Source organism: Deinococcus sp. Arct2-2 (assembly GCF_004801315.1).
Classification (GTDB): domain Bacteria; phylum Deinococcota; class Deinococci; order Deinococcales; family Deinococcaceae; genus Deinococcus.
The window spans coordinates 35,033-52,809 of record NZ_SSNW01000014.1 but is presented as its reverse complement, the minus strand read 5'-3'; the positions used below and the strand labels follow the sequence as shown (position 1 = coordinate 52,809).

The window sequence follows — 17,777 nt, the reverse complement described above, 5'->3', positions numbered from 1 at the left end:
AGACGGCGCAGACACCTTGGGCGGCGGTGTTGGGGCTTCCACCGTCAGTTGAGAACCTCCGTCGAGCACGATATTTTCCTCTTAAAACACACTTTCGGGCAACTGTGGTTCTTCACCCCTCTCAGCGGGGAAAGATCAGAATGGCGTCGCCGTCAGGACGCTCGCCGGAGACGTCGCGCCCGGCAACATGCCGTTCACTAGGTGGCTGTTGAGCCGCCGCCGTCCAGGTTCAGGGCGTCCACTGCACCTGGAGTGCTCCCAGTTTTCAGTACAACAGTAGGTTTGGTCAGCTCACCTCAGCTTGTGTTGCTCCACGCTCCCGCCGCCGCTCCGATTGCGCCCCCTTCATCTTTGAGTGTGCTGGCAGACAACTGGATCTCCGGAAAGCAGTCCTTAACGGCGGCCAATGTAGCCAGCAGCGACGCTTGATACAGCGGCAGATAACTGGCCCCCCTCCTCCCAGTACGACGCATTCAGGCCGGAAAGCTGTCAGCAGGTCTGCCAAACCCTCCCCGAGCCGGGCACCAAAAGTGTCGAATACCTCCTGAGCTTGGGCATCTCCCTGCCTTGCCCGGTCTGCCACGGCTTCGAGAGCCTGACGAGGTGTCTGCTTATCAGGCGCGAGCTTTACAGCCGCACGTTCGGGGGCGGCCCGTGAGGCCACCTGCTCCCAACAGCTAGAGCGTCCGCAGTAGCACGGGGCCGCCGCTCCTCCTACACTCAGATGACCGGCTTCAGGATGCTGCCCGTCTCCGCCCCGGTGCGGCAGCAAGACGCGCAGAAAGCAGACGCCGACTCCAGTGCCGAGTGTGACCATCAAGACGGTGGAATGGTGCCGCGCCGTACTTGGCTTCTCCGAACGCCGCCGTCACCGCGTCATTGTCGATCAGGCAAGGCACGCCAAAGAGGTGGCCCAGCAGGTGCGGCAGATGGATGTCGCTCAGCGCCCCCAACGTCTTGGGGTTGCGGATGCTGCTGCCCACATCCACTGGCCCGCTGGCCCCAATGCCGATAGCCACCAGTCTGTGCTGACCCACAACGCCCGCAATGTGTTCTTTGAAAAATGCCGTGTGTCCACTGGGATCGCGCTGGCGAGGCGTCGGCACACTCCCTCCCCCCGCACCACGCCCTGCGAATCAAGGGCCACAAAACGGGTTCCTGTCCCGCCCAGATCAATGCTCACAGTGACCGGGACGGCCTGTTCTTGAACGCTGTGCATCACAAGGTAGACGTGACTTTGCTGCCGTAGATGAATGCGCCGGGGATGACCCCGTTGGCGCAGGCCAACTGAACCGCGAGATGCTGGGCCACCAGTGCGCCCGATACCAAGCTCGCGAAGGCTGTACCGCAGGGAACTTCGGTGGTACTGGCCCCCTCCAAGCGGTCATCACCGATGAGGACAGCGTGGGAACCCGTTGCAGTGATGTCCTGTGCCAGACGCCGGAGACCTTCATCGGGAGCCGTGCGGCGTGCACCGAATACGAGGGCGGTCAGCCCTGCGCCCGCCAATTCCATCGGGCCGTGCCGGAATTGCCCGCCGATATAGCCTTCCACCGCGACTTTGGCTGCCTCCTTGATAATCAGGCTGGCGTACAAGGCGGTGGCCGCGTCGTCTCCTTTGCCAATCGAAACAAGGCGGTATCCAGCCTGCTCAAGCACGCCCCGCGCCAAAGCAGACAAGTCGAGTTCACCCAGCTCAAGTGGACTCAGCAACGGCCCAACCAGATCGGCAACCCCGTGAAGTTCCTGCTCCACCTCGGCGCGGTCTTCGCGCGCAATGGCCGCCGCAATGTGCCGGTGAACGAACAGGGTATTGAGATAACTTTTGGTGCTGACGGTGGCCTCGGGGCCGCTGCCGAGGGGCAAGAACAAATCGGCAGCGGCGGCCAATGGGCTGTGTCCGATGTCCGTTACGCCGATCAATGCACCCCACTTGCCCCGCTGCCGCTCGATCAGTTCCACGATTTCACCGCTGGCTCCCGATTGAGACGTGGCGATGATCAAGGTCTGGTCGGTTAGCAGATCGGGAGAGTCCAGCAGTTGCCCCGCGTCGAGGTGCCAAGCGGGAAGCCCAGCAGCCACCGCGCTGCGCCAAGTCGGGAGGGCGGCATAATGCGAAGACCCCATGCCGGTGAAGACCACGCGGTTCCACGGACGGTTGACAAGGTGGGCGAGTTCCGGGGGCACGCGAAGTTCCAGTGCCCGCCGAAGCGCCGCAGGTTGCTCCAGCATGTCCAGCTCAAAAGAAGTCAGTTCGGGCGAAGCGGGATTGGAAGTGGCTGGCCCGCTCACGCGCCTGCTCCTGAAACGGCCACTGGCCCGCTGACCAGCTCATGCGGCTCTTGGCTCAGCATGAATGCCGCGATTCGGGCACCGATCATGGCGGTGGGCAAATTGATATTGCCGCGTGAAATAGCGGGCATGATCGAGGCGTCGGCCACGTACAGGCCGCCGATTCCGTGCACTTGCCCCCGGTTGTCTACCACCGCCTGAGGATCGCTGGCTGGCCCCATTTTGCAGCTGCCTGCCGGGTGGCAATAATTGACGATGTGGTCGAGCGGATCGTCTTGACCGTCCACAATCACGCGCTGGCCCAGCACTTCGGCCAGTTCGGGGCGCGACGCCAGATCAAGCAGGAGGTCGGTGGCCTCGCGCAGCACCTGACGGTCATAGCCGCCCGGATCGGTGCCGTAGCGGTGATCGATGACGGGGCGGGTCACGTCCAGATCGGGGGCCAGCGTCACGCGGCCTTCGGAGACGGCACGCATGGCCCCGCCGTACAGGCTGATGGGCGGCAATTCTGGATGCCCCGAATTCGATCCGGCCACCATAAACACATGAATGTCATACGGGCCGTCGTCGCAGCGCGAAGACCGGGCGCGGCCCACCGTTTGTTCGTCGGGACTCCACGGGCGCTCGGCCAGCGTGTCCAGCAGCCCCGGTTGTCCGGCAAAATGCAGCCCCACACAGGAATGATCCAGCAGATGCCGCCCCACACCGGGCAAATCTAAAGCGACTTGTATGCCGAGGGCACGCAGTTCGTCGGCTGGCCCGATTCCGGAGCGCAGCAGCAGGGCAGGCGAGTGATAGGCGCCCGCGCACACCACCACCCGGCGGGCATGAATCAGGGTCTCGCCCTCAGCAGTCCGCACCACCGCGCCCCGCACCTTGCCGTCTTCAATGACCAACTGCTGCACTTCGGCCCTGCCCACGATGCTCAGGTTGGGCCGCCCCCGCACCGGATCGAGAAAGGCGAAGGCACTGTTCCAGCGCACGCCGTCGACTACATTTACCGGCATGGGGCCGATGCCTTCGGCGGCTTCCAGCGTGTCCAGATCGTCGGCGTAGGGTAGCCCAGCAGCGAGGCCCGCCTCTACAAAGGCCCGCTGCGGTACGGTCAGGTCGTCCATGCGGTAGCGGCGCACCCGGAACCGGTCTCTGGCCCAGTGCAGCAGCGGCGTCACGTTTTCGCTGCTCCAGCCTGCATTGCCCCACGCGGCCCACTCGTCGTAGTCCAGATGTGCACCGATAGACGCGGTGCAGCCGTTATGAGACGAACAGCCGCCCAGCACGCGGGCGCGGGGCAAGTCGAGGGCCGCGCCGCCCGATGTGGTGTGCAGGTCGTAATCGTGCGACAGCGGAATAGAGCGGGCGTCGAGCAGGTCGTCCGGCCACTGTCCGGCGGTGCGGCTTCCGTAATCCGGCCCCGCCTCCAGCAGCAGCACGGATTCGTCGCTGTGGGCGGCCAGCGTTCCGGCAAAGGCCGCGCCCCCGGTGCCGCCGCCGATCACAAGGGTGTCTACGTAGGTGGGAAAGGGAACAGTGGGAAGGTGAACAAAGTTCTGGGTCATGGCAATCTCCTTGAGGGGGGGAGCGTCCGGCACTGAACTGTTCAGTCTTAGGCGCGGCGCACTCAGGCGATCAGCAATTGAGAGCCTGAAACGGTAATGTCACGGCTCTGCTGCGTTCCTAGGGCCGGGTCAGATACGACGGTGTCCACGTCTTTGAGGTGACAAATGTGCGCGAAGGCCACCTGACCGAATTTGGAAGAGTCACAGGCGGCAACGGTGCGCCGGGCGGAGGCGAGGGCGGCCCGCTTGACGGCGGCGTCTTCTGCATTCCACTCGGTAAACCCGGCGGCGGTCTCCAGTCCAGAAGCCGTCATCACGTACACGTCGAAGTTGTACTGGCCGAGCGAGCGCTCTGTTTCAGAGCCGACGAAACTGAGTTCGTGGGTACGGATCACGCCGCCGGGAACGATGACGTGGGTGGCGACGTTCTCCGAAAGGATTTGGGCCACGCGCAGATTGAGGGCGCACACCGTCAGGCGGCGGCCCACCAAGGCCCGCGCCACTGCCAACCCAGTACTGCCGCCGTCCAAAATCACGGTCTGTCCATCTTTGATCTGCTGGGCCACAGCGCCAGCGATGCGCTCTTTGGCCTCGGCGTTCGTCCGTGCACGTTGCTCGAACAGCGGCTCGAAACTGCTGCTGAGCATCCGGGAAGCGCCGCCATGTGTTCGCACGACCAGTCCAGACGCGGCCAACTGATTCAGGTCACGGCGAATGGTCATTTCAGACACACTGAACAGGGCGCTGAGATCCGTGATACTCAGTTCACCCTCACGGGCAAGCTGCTGCAAAATTTCGTTCTGCCGGGCTTTGGTCTGCATAAGGGACACTTTGCCAGATCCCACCAGGAGCCTCAGGACACTTCGGGCAAGTTGCCCGCCTGAGTGCGCCACGCCCGCTGTCCGGGTCTGAGGGTGCGGCCAAACAAGATTCCTAAGCCCACCGCAAGGTAGAACAGGGTCAGCAGGGGTGCGAAAACGATAGGCGCGGCGGGCAACGGCACCATGCTGTTGTAGCCGATGAACAGGAGCGCGGCTGTCGACAGCACAGGCAACAACAGCTGTGACCAGAAATTGAACTCGCTGGGCCGCTGTTCACGGAAGAAGCGGTAGGCGGCGAGGTTCATCAGGATAAAAACAGGGATGTAGACGAATGTGCCAGTCGTTCCGAGCAAGTTGAACACATTGTTTGGCCCCAACAAAGTCCCCACGCCTAAGCACACCAGCAGAGCCGTCAGAGAGGTGAGAGGCGCAGAAATGCCTGTTTGAGTGGTGGCAAAACCGATCGTATAAAAGATGCCTTGCTTCGGTGAGATTTGGGCGATGCACTGCATCAGCACCCTACCCAAGCTGAGCTTGGAAGGAGCCTGAACCGATACGGACGGTGATAACCCTAGCTGAAGCGACAGAGAGCCTCCTCGGTATGGGGGATCCCACATACCCTTCTGTGTTGAACAAGATCTATGTTCAAGTTAACATAAAAAACGATCATTTAACAAGATGGGGTCACGGACGCCTGGCTTTCATCTCACTCAGCACACTCGGTTTATTAGAACATTCGCTGTCTGGAACGGCCTTATCGGAGAACGCCTGACGACAGTTCAGACGCTTCTTTTCCAAGAAGAACTCGGAGAAGTTGACTTCGTAGACGCGGTTTACTCTTGGTCAACCGGGGGAGATCAAACTGCTTCCCCTCTGCTTGCAAACGTTTAGAGGGGCGTGCTTTGACCAGACTGCTCCAAAGCCCTCCTGCTCCCACTTTCCACGGAGCTACCGAGATCTTCAGGGCTTGCTTCAACCAGCGTGGGGGCGCTGCAAGAAGGGTGCCAAGAGGCGGCCCCGCCCGTACCTGACACCGTGAAATGGAGTGGCCGCCTACGCCCCCAATCCTGAGCAGGCTGAGCGTTTTTAGAAGGTGGTTGTACATGTGCTGGCCGGACCGCTTTCGCCCAGTGACCCTGAGACGGAGACCGATCCAAACGGCAAATGAATGCCCCTCAACAGATGCTCCCTGTCGGCCACCGGCAGAGGCGGAGGCGTTAAGGCCGCGTATTGACCTTGACGCCTTCCAACACAAACTCACGTGCCGCGCCATCGGCCCGGAAACCCAGATGTGCGCCCGACTCGAACTGCAAGCTGTAGACGCCGTGCAGATCGAATAACTGGCCCAGCGCACGCACAAACCGCCCAGCGTCCTGATCGGTTCGGGGGCCAGCGGCGGGCCGGAACAGGTGCGCCGGAAGCTGGTAGGCCTGCGCCGCAGAGCGGTGTTCTTCCGGGGACATGAAATGGAAATTGAGGTCTTGGGTCACGAACTGGCCGGGCCCAGTCAGACCCAACTGCCCCCCTCCCTGTCCCGCTATCAGGCTGCTCAGGCCATGTTCGATCATCAGGCCCAACAAGGCCTCCACGAAGCGTGTCGCCTCAGCCGGGGTCAAAAGAAAAGGGTCTGTCATGGGGGAAGCCTACAGTAGGGCGAAGAGGGCCTGTACGGACTTGCTGTACTTTCCGTAGGTTCGCAACGACATCAGATGTTCTTCAACATGTCGCTCTCTCGCCTTCCGTTCAGAGGCGACGGGCCAACCGTTGAAATAGAGCAGGGACGCTTGGCACCACAGCCCCATTGGCCCAACAAAAGCGCCGATCTTGCAGCGTTGCCTGCTCGCCAATACCCATGCCTTGTTCAAACTGCGGGCAGTAATTAAGCTGTCCTGTATACGGTGTGCCCCCAAATTGCCTCATCACCAAGTTGACTTCGGCAGCGTGACCTGCATGGAAGGCATGAAGCGCGTCACCTGCTTGCCATACGAATCTGGCCGGAAGATCGGCGGTGTCCGAGAGCATTCCTCTTCGGCTGTGGTGAGCGCTCACTCGGCCCGGCCGTAGCCGAAGTGTGATGGTTTCTGCCGTGCCGAGTGCTCCGAAGCTGCCCACGAAGGGCCGGGTCAGGTCATAGCCCTGCACATTCTTGACCGTGCGCCCGCCCGCCACGATGCGCTGACCGCTGGGCGAAATGAACGTCAGGCCCAACACTTCGGCGGCGAAGAAAAAAGTCTGTCCAAAGCCCCCACGACTGATCAATCCGCCCACGCCACCGGGCAATTCCACGGGCGGAAACGGCGGATACAAGCCCGCAGGCAAGGCGGCGTAGACCTCCAGCAATGCCGTATCGCCGGTGACGGTGAGCGTCTGATCACCCGGAGAAAGCTCAAGAATCGGCATGGCTGGCCTTCGGGAAATGTGGGATGTGGGCAGGTGTCTGAGCCTCTGTGCTTCTGAGAGCGTGCTTATAAAGGATCGGCGGTGTTGCCAAGTTGCGTGTAGAACGGCAATCGCTGCGCTCACTTCCCCCCTCCCCAGCCCTCTCCCGCAAGGGGAGAGGGAGCAACAACCCATCAACACAGTCTTGTACGGAGAATGAACCATTTAAATGGCGCTCTATAAACACGCGCTGCGACGCTTGACCCTGAGACCATCTCTTCACGCCAACTCCGTAGGCAACACTTCTGTAGGCAGCACCTTGCCGGGATTGAGTGCCCCGTGTGGGTCAAGCGCGTGCTTGACCCGCCAAAGTGCGGCCAACGTGCCTGCATCTACCGCTTCGCGCATAAAGGCCAGCTTCATCGAGCCGATGCCGTGTTCGCCGCTGAGGACCCCGCCATGCCGGATGGCGACACGGGCCACCTCATGCGCCAACTCATGCACCGCCTCCAAGGATTCGGTGCGCGGATCGAACAGGATGTTGGGGTGCAAGTTGCCGTCACCGATATGCCCAAACTGCACCAGATGCAGCCCTGAGGCGTCACCCAACGCCCGAATTTCGCGCACGACTTCAGGCAACACACTCCTCGGCACCACGATGTCTTCATTCATGCGCTGCGGGCGAATGCGGCCCAACGCGGGCGAGACGCTGCGTCTCGCTTGCCAGAGTTGTGCGGCTTCGGCATCCGTTTCGGCGCGGCTCACGGTGCCGCCTGCATTCCGGCACGCTGCTTCCACTAGCGCCCGTTCTTCTTCCACCGTTTCCACATCATCCCCATCGGTGTCTACCAAGAGCACCGCTTCGGCCTCTCTGGGCAAGCCTAGATGCAAGTAGTCCTCAATGGCGTTGGTGCAGGCCCGATCCATAAATTCCAGTTTGCTGGGCACGGCTCCGGCGGCAATCGCCGCACTCACCGCCTCGGCACACTGACCGACTTCGGCAAAATGGGCCATCAGGGTGCGGGTAAACTTGGGCGGAGAAGTCAGGCGTAAAGTCGCTTCCGTAATCAGGCCCAGCGTGCCTTCCGAGCCGATCAGCAGGCCCGCCAAGTCGTAGGCGTCGCGGGTGAGGTGATGCACCTCCCCCTCCGCATCGACAAATTCCAAGCCCTGCACATAGTCGCCGGTCACGCCGTATTTGAAACACAGCGGCCCGCCTGCATTCTCGGCCAAGTTGCCGCCAATCGTAGACGTGCGGAAGCTGGCCGGGTCAGGGGGATAGATCAAGCCAAACGGTTTGGCCGCTTCTGTGACGGCCAACGTGATGACCCCAGCTTGAGCTACAGCGTCTCTCCGCACGGGGTCAATGCTGAGGCGGGTCATGCGGGTAAACGAGATGACCAAGCCGGGTTCGGTGGGAGCCGCGCCACCCGAAAGCCCACTCGCCGCCCCGCGTCCGACAATCGGGACACCTGCTGCCCGTGCCGCCTTGACTGCGGTCACCACATCAGCGGTACTTTCGGGTAACACTACACAGATTGGCGTTTCCCCAAAGGCGATGGCGTCGTAGCGGTAATTCAGGCGCTCGGACAGACTGGACAGGACTTTGCGCGGGCCGAGCAGGCGGCTCAGGGTGGCCGCAAGGGTGGAGAAAGGACGCGGGGCAACGGTCATACTTGGCCCCCAACTGTCTTCGGTTGTGGCTCAGTCCACGTTCTACAATCCAGACTCCGCACACCCAAAGGCAACCCCCCCCGTTGCTTCGCAACGCCCCCCCTGAGAGGGGAGGACAGGGCGTGTGATCCTCGTATCTGCCCTGCCCACGCTCCACGATCTACGTTGCCAGCTTCCCTCATAGTTCCCCCCGGTACGCCATATCCAACAGTTCCACCGTATGCAGCACGCGAACCTTGCTGCCCAAACGGGTCAGGTGGCTTTGCAACTGCGTATGGCAGCCCACGTTCCCGCTGACCACGTATTCCGCGCCTGTTGCCATGACGTTGCGGGCTTTCAGATCGCCCAATTGCCCCGCCAAGTCGGGCTGCTCTAGGTTGTAGGTTCCGGCGCTGCCGCAGCACAGATCGCCTTGCGGCACTTCTAGCACGGTGACGCCGGGAATGGCCCGCAAGAGCGCACGCGGCGCAGCACGCACACCCTGCGCGTGGGCGAGGTGGCAGGCGTCGTGGTACGCCACCTTCAAGGGGCGCGAGGTGGGCAGAAACGGTTCCAATTCGCCCCGCTCCAGAAGCTTGCCCAGATATTCGCTGATGTCCTGCACCTTGGCGGCCAACTCGCGGGCGCGGCGTTCGTCTGGCTCGCCTTCTCCGGCCAGCAACATCGGGTATTCCTTCAGGCCCGCCCCGCACCCCGCCGCGTTGGACACGATGGCGTCTACCTGCGTTTCCTCGAAGGCGTTCAGATTGCGCCGCGCTTGCTGAAGCGCCAGTGGCCGCGCTCCGGTGTGCATGGCGGCGGCCCCGCAGCAGCCCTGAGTGGGCGGTACCACGACTTCTATGCCGTTGTGGCTCAGCACCCGCACGGTGGCCGCGTTGAAATTAGGCGTCAGTACTTGTTGGGCGCAGCCACTCAGCAATGCCACCTGACCGCGCCGCACCCCCTCAGCAGGCGTGAGCGCGGGCAGCGGTTGGGCTGGTTCCAGCGTGCGGGGCAGCAAATCCAGCGGCGCACGCAGAGCCTCAGGCAGCAGCGGGGCCAGCGGTTTGGCAAAGCGGCCCACACTGGCCCCTGCCCGGAACAGGCCCGGACGCGGCAACATCGTGAGAACAGCCGCGCGGGTAACTTTTTGCAGCAGCGGACGCCTGCGCTGAGGTTCGCTCCAGCCGCGAAAACTGGTGATGAGTTCGCCGTAAGGCACGCCGCTGGGACAGGCCGTAACGCAGCCCACGCACCCCAAACAGCGGTCGAGGTAAGGGGCCGCCTCAACCAGTGGCAACGCGCCTTCCAGCACTTCCTTCATCAGCACGATGCGCCCACGCGGGCTGTCCATTTCGTCGCCAAGCAGGGCATAGGTAGGGCAAGCGGGCAGGCAAAACCCGCAATGCACGCAGGCGTCGACGGCGTGCGCCATGAGTTCGCCCTGTCCGTCCGGGTGGTGGCTGCGAATCTCGTTGTTCATCAGGGTCTCCCGGTAGTGGCAGCGGCCACATGAGCTTGAGCAGGAACACTGTCTTGCCGTTGATCTGTTCTGATGCTGGACGCCAACGCCTGCACCTGCGCCATGACGGGGCTGGCGGCCAGTAGCGTGCCAAGTTGAAGGTAGGCGGTGTACAACACGTTATAGATGGCGTGATGGGCAGGGTCAGGCTGCACGGTGCGGGTCTCGCGTCCGGCCAATGTGCGGCAGGCTGCGCCAAAGTTGGGAGCCGCGCCGCAGGCCACCGCTGCGTGAATGGCAGCTCCCCGTGCCGACGCGGATTCGGTCTGCGCCACTTCCAACGGCTGACCCACGACGTCGCAGAGCAGCTGCACCAACAGCGGATGCCGCTCGCTGAGGCCGCCCGTCAGCACCATGCGGGTAGGCTGCACCCCCGCCGCCCGGAAGGTGTCGATGACCCGCCGCGCCCCAAAACACAGGCTGTCCAACAGGGCGCGGTACATGTCGGCCAAGGTGGTGGCGGTGCTGTAGCCCAGCAGCAGCCCGCTCAGGTCGCCCCGGTCGAGCGGGGTGCGGCACCCGTTGAACCAGTCCAGCCCCAACAGGCCGTGTTCACCGGGCCGCAGGGCGGCGGCCAGCGCGTTGTAGTGCTCAAAACTCTGCGCCTCGCTGCACCCAAGAAAGGCCGGGTGGGTGCGAACGAACCACGACAGCACGTCGCCGAAGCCTGCCTGTCCCGCCTCGTAGCCGTACAGTCCCGGCACGATGCCGCCGTCTACCACGCCGCAAATGCCGGGAAGAGCCCGTTCTTCCCGCGAGGACAGCAGGTAGCAGGCCGACGTGCCCAGAATCGCGGTGAGTTCGCCGTCCTGATCGAGACCGAGGCCCAAGCAAGCGGCGTGGGCGTCGATGGTGGACACGGCAACGATGGGACGGCTGGACAAGCCAGAACGGGGCAATTCGCACTCTGCCTGCCACTCGGCGCTGAGCCGTCCAGCCGCCGTGCCCAGCGGTTGCGGCAGGCCCGTTCCCAAGCGCCCAGCCAGTGCCGACTCAACTTCCGGCGGAGACTGGCCGCCCCGGTGATGGGCCTTGAATCCGGCGTGGCTGGCACTGCGAACTTCATCGGCAATTTCGCCGCACAGCTGAGCGGTCAGCCAATCGGCAGCCTCCACAAAGCGGCTGGTGTGCGCCCACAGTTCCGGGGCCTCGGAGGCCAGTTCCAGCGCTTTGGCGGGCAACCAGTCCGGGGAAGAACTGCCGCCGTAATAGTCCAGATCGGCCATCGCCTGAAACGGCGCGGTGTACTCCGCCGCTGCCCGGTGCTTCCAGAGTTTCACATACGCGTGCGGCTCCTCCGCAAACTGGCGGGAGAGCGGGTCGCCCTGAGCGTTGACGGGCAAGGGTGTGCTGGACGTAAACGCGACGCCGATGCCTGCGAGTTCGGCGTCAGCGGGCAGCGCCGCGCCCACGCTGGTCAGCAGCTCACGGGCGGCCAGCAGATAGTCGTCGGCGTCTTGCAGGGCGTAGGTGCGCGGCAACGGACGCCCCCTGAGGTGCCGCTCGATCACGCCATGACGGTAGGGGTGAACAGCGCTTGCCAGAATCTCCGGGCCGTCTGCCCGCATCAGCACGGCGCGGGCCGATTCGGTGCCGTAGTCGAGGCCGATCAGGTAGGAGGCGCTGGGGTGGGCGTCCATGCGGTTTGGAAACGCTGCGTCTGAGAAGGCGGCAGGCAGGTCGGGTGGGTCACTCATCTGCTCTCCTGATTCGGATTTGGGTGGCTATGTCTACCGGGCGTCGGTGCTGAGCCTGTGCGGAAGCGGGCGCGTTCCCCTCTCAATCATTGATGTGATTATTTGTGATCTTTGAGCTGAGGCGAGTGTAGCCCAACTCTCGCCGATTGGCTACGGTCGACAGCTGGACAACTCCTGCTTCTCCTCTCTTGACAGTCGGATATCGTCAACATCGGTCTCGGCCAAGCCTACCTTGCCTGCTGTGATTCCCTGTGGCTTGACATTCAGACTTTCCCACCGCATACTCCAAACGTAACAAAAAATCACTCATTTATAGACGCACCGTTGTCTGACTTGCTCGCCCCGTGCTGACTTGGGACTTGGCCTGTTGCTTGGCCTGAGCGGCTGCCCCGTGTTTCCCCTCTGTGCGTTCCCCGCCTGATCTGCTGGCAAGGAGACCAAAAATATGCCGAGTCCGTCCCGCATGGCCGATGAACGCCACAAATATGTGCTCAAGGAATTGCAGGAGCGGGGCAGCTGCAAAGTGGCTGAACTGGCCCGTGACCTCGGCGTGTCCGAGATGACCATTCACCGTGACCTCGCGCACTTGGCCCGGCTGAATCTGCTGCGGAAGGTGCATGGCGGCGCGGTGCTCCGCAATTACATAGAGCAGAGTTTCCAAGACCGCGCCGTGCAAAACCATGAGGCCAAAGTGGCGGTGGCACACTTGGCCCAGACGTTGGTGCGCCCCAGCACGAGTCTGTATCTGGCCCCCGGCAGCACCGCGCACGAGTTCGCGCTGGCACTCCACCAAGACGAGTTGCAGGTCTACACCAACAGCCTGCCCACCGCCACCGCACTGGCCCGCAGCACGCCGCAGGGCGTGAACGTGACCCTGCTGGGCGGGCAATTGGTGGGTTTTGTGGAAGCGTTGGTTGGCCCTACCACCGAGGCGGCGTTGGCGACCCTCAAGCTCAATTACGCCTTTATTGCCGTCACAGGCGTCAGTTTGGAAGGCGGCCTGACCATCTACACCGAAGAAGAAGCGCGGGTCATTCGCGCCGTGATCCGGGCCGCCCGCAAAACTGTCTTGCTCACCGACGCCAGCAAATTCGGTCAGGTGGTGGGGCCGCAAATCGGACACCTAGAAGACGTGCATGCGGTGGTCTGCGACGCTATGCCGCCCAATTACCGGAAGTACTGCGACCAGCACGATGTCGAGGTGCTGCTGACCAGCGAAGCAGCGACGGCAGCCCACACCGCGCCGCAGGCCGCCTCTCTGTCCGACAGGAGGAACTGAGCATGACCCAAGAACATCCCGCTGCCCTGCCCACCCTGCTCCCCCCGGCCACCATGAGAACGGCGCGGCTGCACGCGGCCCACGACCTGCGGCTGCACGACGAAGCTCGCCCGCTGGCCCGGCCCGGCGAGGTGCTGCTGAAGGTGGAAGCCGTGAGCGTGTGCGGCTCGGACATGCACTACTACACCGAAGGCGGCATCGGCCCCGCCGTGATCCGCAGCCCCATGACCCCCGGCCACGAGTTCGCCGCCACCGTCATCGGCGGCACCGGGGAGCCTTACGGCCTCAGCGACGGCACGCTGGTCGCCGTCGATCCGGCGCAGCACTGCGGCCACTGCGAGCAGTGTGTGGCGGGCTATCCGAACCTGTGCCCCAACGTGCGCTTTCTGGGATCACCTGGCGTGGACGGCGGCTTGGCCGAATACATCAGCGTGCCGCCACACAGCCTGTTTGCCGTGCCGGACAGCTTTTCGCCTGCGCTGACCGCTTTGTTGGAGCCGCTGGGCGTGGCGCTGCACGCGCTGGACATCACCCGCATCAAACCCATGAGCGGCGTGACCGTGCTGGGCGCTGGCCCGATTGGGCTGATGCTGCTGCAAGTGGCCCGAGTGTGCGGCGCGGCGCACGTGCGGATGGTGGAACCCAAGGCGGCCCGGCGCGAAGCGGCGCGGGGGATGGGGGCCGACAGCGTTCACGAACACTATTCCGAGATTCTGGACATCACCAGGGGCAGGGGAGAGGACTACGTTCTGGAAGCCACCACCTCGCCCGACGCCCCCGAACAGGCCGCGCAGATTGCCCGCATCGGCGGACGAATCACGCTGGTGGGCATCCCTGACGGCGACACCTTCCAGATGACGGCGGCCAACGCCCGGCGCAAGGCCCTGATCATCAAAATGTCGCGGCGCATGGGCCACGTCTATCCCCGCGCGATTGAACTGGTGCGCTCGGGCCGGGTAGACATCACTCCCATCGCCACCCACCACTACCCCATGGAAGACGCCGCCCGCGCCTTTAGCGACGCCTTTGAGGCCAAAGACGGGTTCCTGAAAGCCGTGATCTATCCGGGCGGAACCGTGCCCGGTGACCGTCAAGACCCCACATGATGTCCACGCTGACCCAAACAGGCTTGTCCTGCGCCCCATCAACCCCGTCCACTTCCCCCATCTTCAGGAGGCTTTCCATGAAACGTACTGCCCTTGCCCTGTCCGCCGCCGTGACCGCCCTGCTGGGTGCCCAAGCCCACGCCCAATCGTGGAGTTTGGCCGCTGCCGCCGCGCCCTACAAAGGCACCACCGTCAGCGCCATTTTCCTCGACCGCCCCGGCTACAAGGCCGCCGCCGCGCTGATTCCGCAGTTTGAAAAGGAAACGGGCATCAAGATCAACTTTGAAGTCGTGCCGTATGAAAGCACCAACCAACGCTACGTGCTGGACTTCACCTCGGGCGGTGGGGCCGATTTGGTCCTCAGCGACGTGGTCTGGATCGGTCAGTTTGCCGACGCGGGCTGGATGGTGCCGCTCGACAAGTTCTTCAAAGACCCCAAGCTGGCCGATCCCGCGCTGAACCTCAAGGGCTTCTTCCCGGTGCTGCTCAATTCCTTCGGCACTTGGAACAATAAGGTGTACGGGCTGCCTTTCGACAACTATTCCGGCCTGATGTACTACAACAAATGCAGCCTGAAAGCCGCCGGATTCAGTGGCCCGCCCAAGACGTGGGATGAGCTGCTGAAGGTCTACGGCCCCAAGCTGACGGGGGGCGGCAAGTACGCGTTTGCCTTGCAGTCTCGCCGGGGCGAAACCCAGAGTGCCGACTCGTTTATGCGCACCCTCTGGCTGGCGGGCGGCAGCCTGATCGACCCCAAAACCTTCCAGCCTACCCTCGGCAGCGCCGCCTCGCAGCGGGGCCTGAAGTTCCGCCAAGACCTGATGAAGTACATGCCTCCCGGCGTGGTAGACATGGATCACAACGAAGTGGTCAACGCCTTTAACCAAGGCACGGTGCCGATCATCACCGAATGGTCTGCGTTTTACCCCACCATCACCGATCCCAAGCAGTCCAAAATCGGCCTGAACTGTCTGGGCGTGACCACCGAGCCGCTGGGTTCGGCGGGCCTCAAGCCTGCGCTGGGCGGGTTCTCGCTGGGGGTCAACTCCAATTCGGACGCCAAGAAGCAGGCCGCCGCGTACCTGTTCATTCAGTGGATCACGGCGGAGAAGAACGCCAAGGCCTACGTGCAGGCAGGCGGCGTCAGCGGGCGGCAGGCGGTGTACAAAGACCCCGCCATCCGCGCCAAGTACCTCTACGTCGACCCGATGGTGAAATCGTGGAGCGCCGGAACCGCTGTCCCTGCCTTCCGCCCCCGCTTTGCCGAGTGGCCCCAGATCTCGCAGATCGTGGCCGAAAACGGTACCAAGATCATGCTGGGGCAGCTCAGCACGGTGGCCGGAGCCAAAACCATCGACGATCAGGTGCGGGCCATTCTGACCAAAGCGGGCTACTACAGCGGCAAAAAGCTGAAGCTGCAGTAAGCCGCAGGGTGGAGAAGTCCAGCAGGGCCGAGTGTGCAGGCGCGGTCAGGCTGGTCTTCTCTCCCGTATTTCTGTTCGGCTGCGGGCCTCCCCAATTTCTGTTGATTCGCCATTGATTGTGCCGCCTGCGTCGGCCCCAATATCAGACACCCGGTATCAGAACCGGATCTGAGCTTGAACGCCTATCCGTTTTCGTTCATCACCCGCCCTTTCTGCCAGCCCCGGAGCGTGCTGCCCTATGCATACCCAACGACGCATCACCCCGTTCGTCTTCCTCGCGCCCGCCGTGCTGGTTCTGGCAGTGGTGGGCATTTATCCGCTGATCTTCGCCGCGTGGGTGTCGCTGCACACCTACCTGCTGGCGCAGCCCAACATTCCTCACGACTTCGTGTGGCTCAGCAATTACTTGACGGTTCTCAAAGACGGCTCGTTCTGGGGCGCGATTGGGCGCACGCTGCTGTATCTGGGCGTGTCGCTGCCCATTCAGATTGCGCTGGGCCTCGGCATTGCCATGCTGCTGCGGCGCGGGCCGTGGGGCAGACTGCGCGGCTTTGCGCGGGTGGCGCTCGTGATTCCGCTCGCCATGACGCCGGTGGTCACAGGCCTGATCGGGCGCTTGATGTTCAACCAGGATTTCGGCGTGGTCAATTTTGCCCTCAACAGTGTCACCGGGCAAACGGTGGGCACCGAGTGGCTGGGCAATCCCAATCTGGCGTTCGTCACCATTTTGCTGATGGAAATTTGGCAGTGGACGCCCTTTGCTGCACTCATTTTCCTGTCGGGCCTGACGGCTGTTCCGGTAGAAGTGGAAGAAGCCGCCACGCTGGAAACCCGCTCCTTCTGGGCCATGCTGCGCCACATCCAGTTGCCGTTTTTGCTGCCCGCGCTGACCGCCATCCTGATCCTGAGAACCGCCGACATCCTCAAGCAATTTGACATGGTGTACACCCTGACCAGCGGCGGCCCCGGCAGTTCCACCGAACTGATCAATTTGTACATCACGCGCATCGGCCTGCGCGGGGCCTTCGATCAGGGCGTGGCATCGGCTCAGGCCATCCTGATGCTGGTACTCACCACCGTCTTGTCTCGGATGTATATCCGCTATCTCTACCGGGGAGACAACGCATGACGACGCACTCCACTTCTGCTGCTGCTGTGCCCCGAACCGCCGATCAGTTGGCCGTGCAGCGTGCCCGCCGTTCCAGCCGGGTCAAAGCGGCTCTGCACGGATTCGGCCTGTTGGTTGTCCTGTTCGGCACGCTGTTTCCGTTCCTGTGGATGGTCAGCACCTCGCTCAAAACCACCAATCAGATTTTCTCCAAGCCGCCGCTGCTGCTGTTTACAGGCACTTTGGAGCATTACCGCACCATTTTGGGCGAGCAGTACAACGTGGGCGGCAGCCTCGTCAATTCGCTGATCGTGGCGACGACCGCCACCGTGCTGGCCGTGCTGCTGGGCACGCCCGCCGCCTATGCACTGGCCCGCTTCGACTTTAGGCGCAAAGATGACCTGTGGTTCTGGTTCATCTCCAACCGCTTCATGTCGCCGGTGGTCATCATTTTGCCGGTGTATCTTCTGGCCTCGCAACTCCGGCTGATCGGCCATCCGGGCCTCCTCATCGCCATGTACCTCACGTTTTCTATTCCGGTGGTGGTCTGGATCTGTACCGATCAGTTCCGCTCGATTCCACGGGAACTGGACGAGGCCGCTATGGTGGACGGCGCGTCGCCCGGCTTCATTTTCCTAAGAATCGCGCTACCGCTGGCCCTGCCCGGCGTGGTGGTGTCCAGCATCCTCAGCTTTATTTTTAGCTGGAACGAGTTGCTGTTCGCCCTGTTTCTCACGCGCGGCGACGGCGTGACGTCTCCGGTTCGCGCCACCAACTTCCTCAGCGGCTACGACGTGCCGTGGGGCGCAATCATGGCGACGGGCACGCTGATTGTGTTGCCCGTCGTCATTTTCTCGCTGTTGGTGTCACGCCATCTGGTGCAGGGCCTCACGATGGGGGCCATCAAGTAGGGGCCAGAAAAAATGGACAGCAGGAC

At 62.9% G+C, this 17,777-nt stretch carries 15 protein-coding genes; 5 read left to right on the top strand and 10 right to left on the bottom strand.

Annotated features, from left to right (window positions below; translation table 11 throughout):
* Positions 1 to 734 precede the first annotated feature (734 nt).
* The 10 genes from E7T06_RS08515 to E7T06_RS08470 all read right to left on the bottom strand — a co-directional run bounded on the left by E7T06_RS08515 (position 735) and on the right by E7T06_RS08470 (position 11,923).
* Positions 735 to 1,106, bottom strand: coding sequence for an ROK family protein (locus E7T06_RS08515; protein ID WP_136365411.1), 372 nt, complete (start codon positions 1,104 to 1,106; stop codon positions 735 to 737).
* Positions 1,107 to 1,218: 112 nt separating this feature from the next.
* Positions 1,219 to 2,292, bottom strand: coding sequence for an SIS domain-containing protein (locus E7T06_RS08510; RefSeq protein WP_136365410.1), 1,074 nt, complete (start codon positions 2,290 to 2,292; stop codon positions 1,219 to 1,221).
* Positions 2,289 to 3,851, bottom strand: coding sequence for a GMC family oxidoreductase (locus E7T06_RS08505; protein ID WP_136365409.1), 1,563 nt, complete (start codon positions 3,849 to 3,851; stop codon positions 2,289 to 2,291). The genes E7T06_RS08510 and E7T06_RS08505 overlap by 4 nt, the downstream gene beginning before the upstream one ends.
* Positions 3,852 to 3,913: 62 nt before the next feature.
* Positions 3,914 to 4,672, bottom strand: coding sequence for a DeoR/GlpR family DNA-binding transcription regulator (locus E7T06_RS08500; RefSeq protein WP_136365408.1), 759 nt, complete (start codon positions 4,670 to 4,672; stop codon positions 3,914 to 3,916).
* A gap of 32 nt (positions 4,673 to 4,704) precedes the next feature.
* Positions 4,705 to 5,184 carry a hypothetical protein gene (locus E7T06_RS08495; RefSeq protein ID WP_136365407.1) on the bottom strand — a complete coding sequence of 160 codons (480 nt, stop codon included), beginning with the start codon at positions 5,182 to 5,184 and terminating at the stop codon, positions 4,705 to 4,707.
* Positions 5,185 to 5,889: 705 nt separating this feature from the next.
* A complete protein-coding gene (locus tag E7T06_RS08490; protein WP_136365406.1) occupies positions 5,890 to 6,306 on the bottom strand; it encodes a hypothetical protein in 417 nt (138 codons plus the stop codon).
* Positions 6,307 to 6,415: 109 nt separating this feature from the next.
* Complete coding sequence (locus E7T06_RS08485; RefSeq protein WP_136365405.1) at positions 6,416 to 7,072, bottom strand: DUF5639 domain-containing protein; 657 nt, start codon at positions 7,070 to 7,072, stop codon at positions 6,416 to 6,418.
* A 258-nt stretch (positions 7,073 to 7,330) separates the two neighbouring features.
* Positions 7,331 to 8,725, bottom strand: a complete 1,395-nt coding sequence (locus E7T06_RS08480; RefSeq protein WP_136365404.1) for an FAD-linked oxidase C-terminal domain-containing protein — start codon at positions 8,723 to 8,725, stop codon at positions 7,331 to 7,333.
* A gap of 178 nt (positions 8,726 to 8,903) precedes the next feature.
* A complete protein-coding gene (gene glcF, locus E7T06_RS08475) occupies positions 8,904 to 10,187 on the bottom strand; it encodes a glycolate oxidase subunit GlcF (RefSeq protein WP_136365403.1) in 1,284 nt (427 codons plus the stop codon).
* Entirely contained in the window at positions 10,187 to 11,923 is a 1,737-nt protein-coding gene (locus tag E7T06_RS08470) for a ribulokinase (RefSeq protein ID WP_136365402.1), read from the bottom strand. The genes glcF and E7T06_RS08470 overlap by 1 nt, the downstream gene beginning before the upstream one ends.
* Before the next feature lie 445 nt (positions 11,924 to 12,368).
* On the opposite strand from E7T06_RS08470, the gene E7T06_RS08465 reads away from it, so the two are divergent.
* The 5 genes from E7T06_RS08465 (at position 12,369) to E7T06_RS08445 (ending at position 17,751) form a co-directional block, all read left to right on the top strand.
* Positions 12,369 to 13,202 carry a DeoR/GlpR family DNA-binding transcription regulator gene (locus tag E7T06_RS08465; protein ID WP_136365401.1) on the top strand — a complete coding sequence of 278 codons (834 nt, stop codon included), beginning with the start codon at positions 12,369 to 12,371 and terminating at the stop codon, positions 13,200 to 13,202.
* A 2-nt stretch (positions 13,203 to 13,204) separates the two neighbouring features.
* On the top strand, positions 13,205 to 14,308 hold the full coding sequence (locus tag E7T06_RS08460) for an alcohol dehydrogenase catalytic domain-containing protein (RefSeq protein ID WP_136365400.1): 1,104 nt from the start codon (positions 13,205 to 13,207) through the stop codon (positions 14,306 to 14,308).
* Between the two features lie 77 nt (positions 14,309 to 14,385).
* Positions 14,386 to 15,732 carry a sugar ABC transporter substrate-binding protein gene (locus tag E7T06_RS08455; RefSeq protein WP_136365399.1) on the top strand — a complete coding sequence of 449 codons (1,347 nt, stop codon included), beginning with the start codon at positions 14,386 to 14,388 and terminating at the stop codon, positions 15,730 to 15,732.
* A 238-nt stretch (positions 15,733 to 15,970) separates the two neighbouring features.
* Positions 15,971 to 16,861, top strand: a complete 891-nt coding sequence (locus tag E7T06_RS08450; RefSeq protein ID WP_136365398.1) for a sugar ABC transporter permease — start codon at positions 15,971 to 15,973, stop codon at positions 16,859 to 16,861.
* Positions 16,858 to 17,751, top strand: coding sequence for a carbohydrate ABC transporter permease (locus tag E7T06_RS08445; protein ID WP_136365397.1), 894 nt, complete (start codon positions 16,858 to 16,860; stop codon positions 17,749 to 17,751). Before E7T06_RS08450 ends, E7T06_RS08445 begins: the two co-directional genes overlap by 4 nt.
* Positions 17,752 to 17,777: the final 26 nt, after the last annotated feature.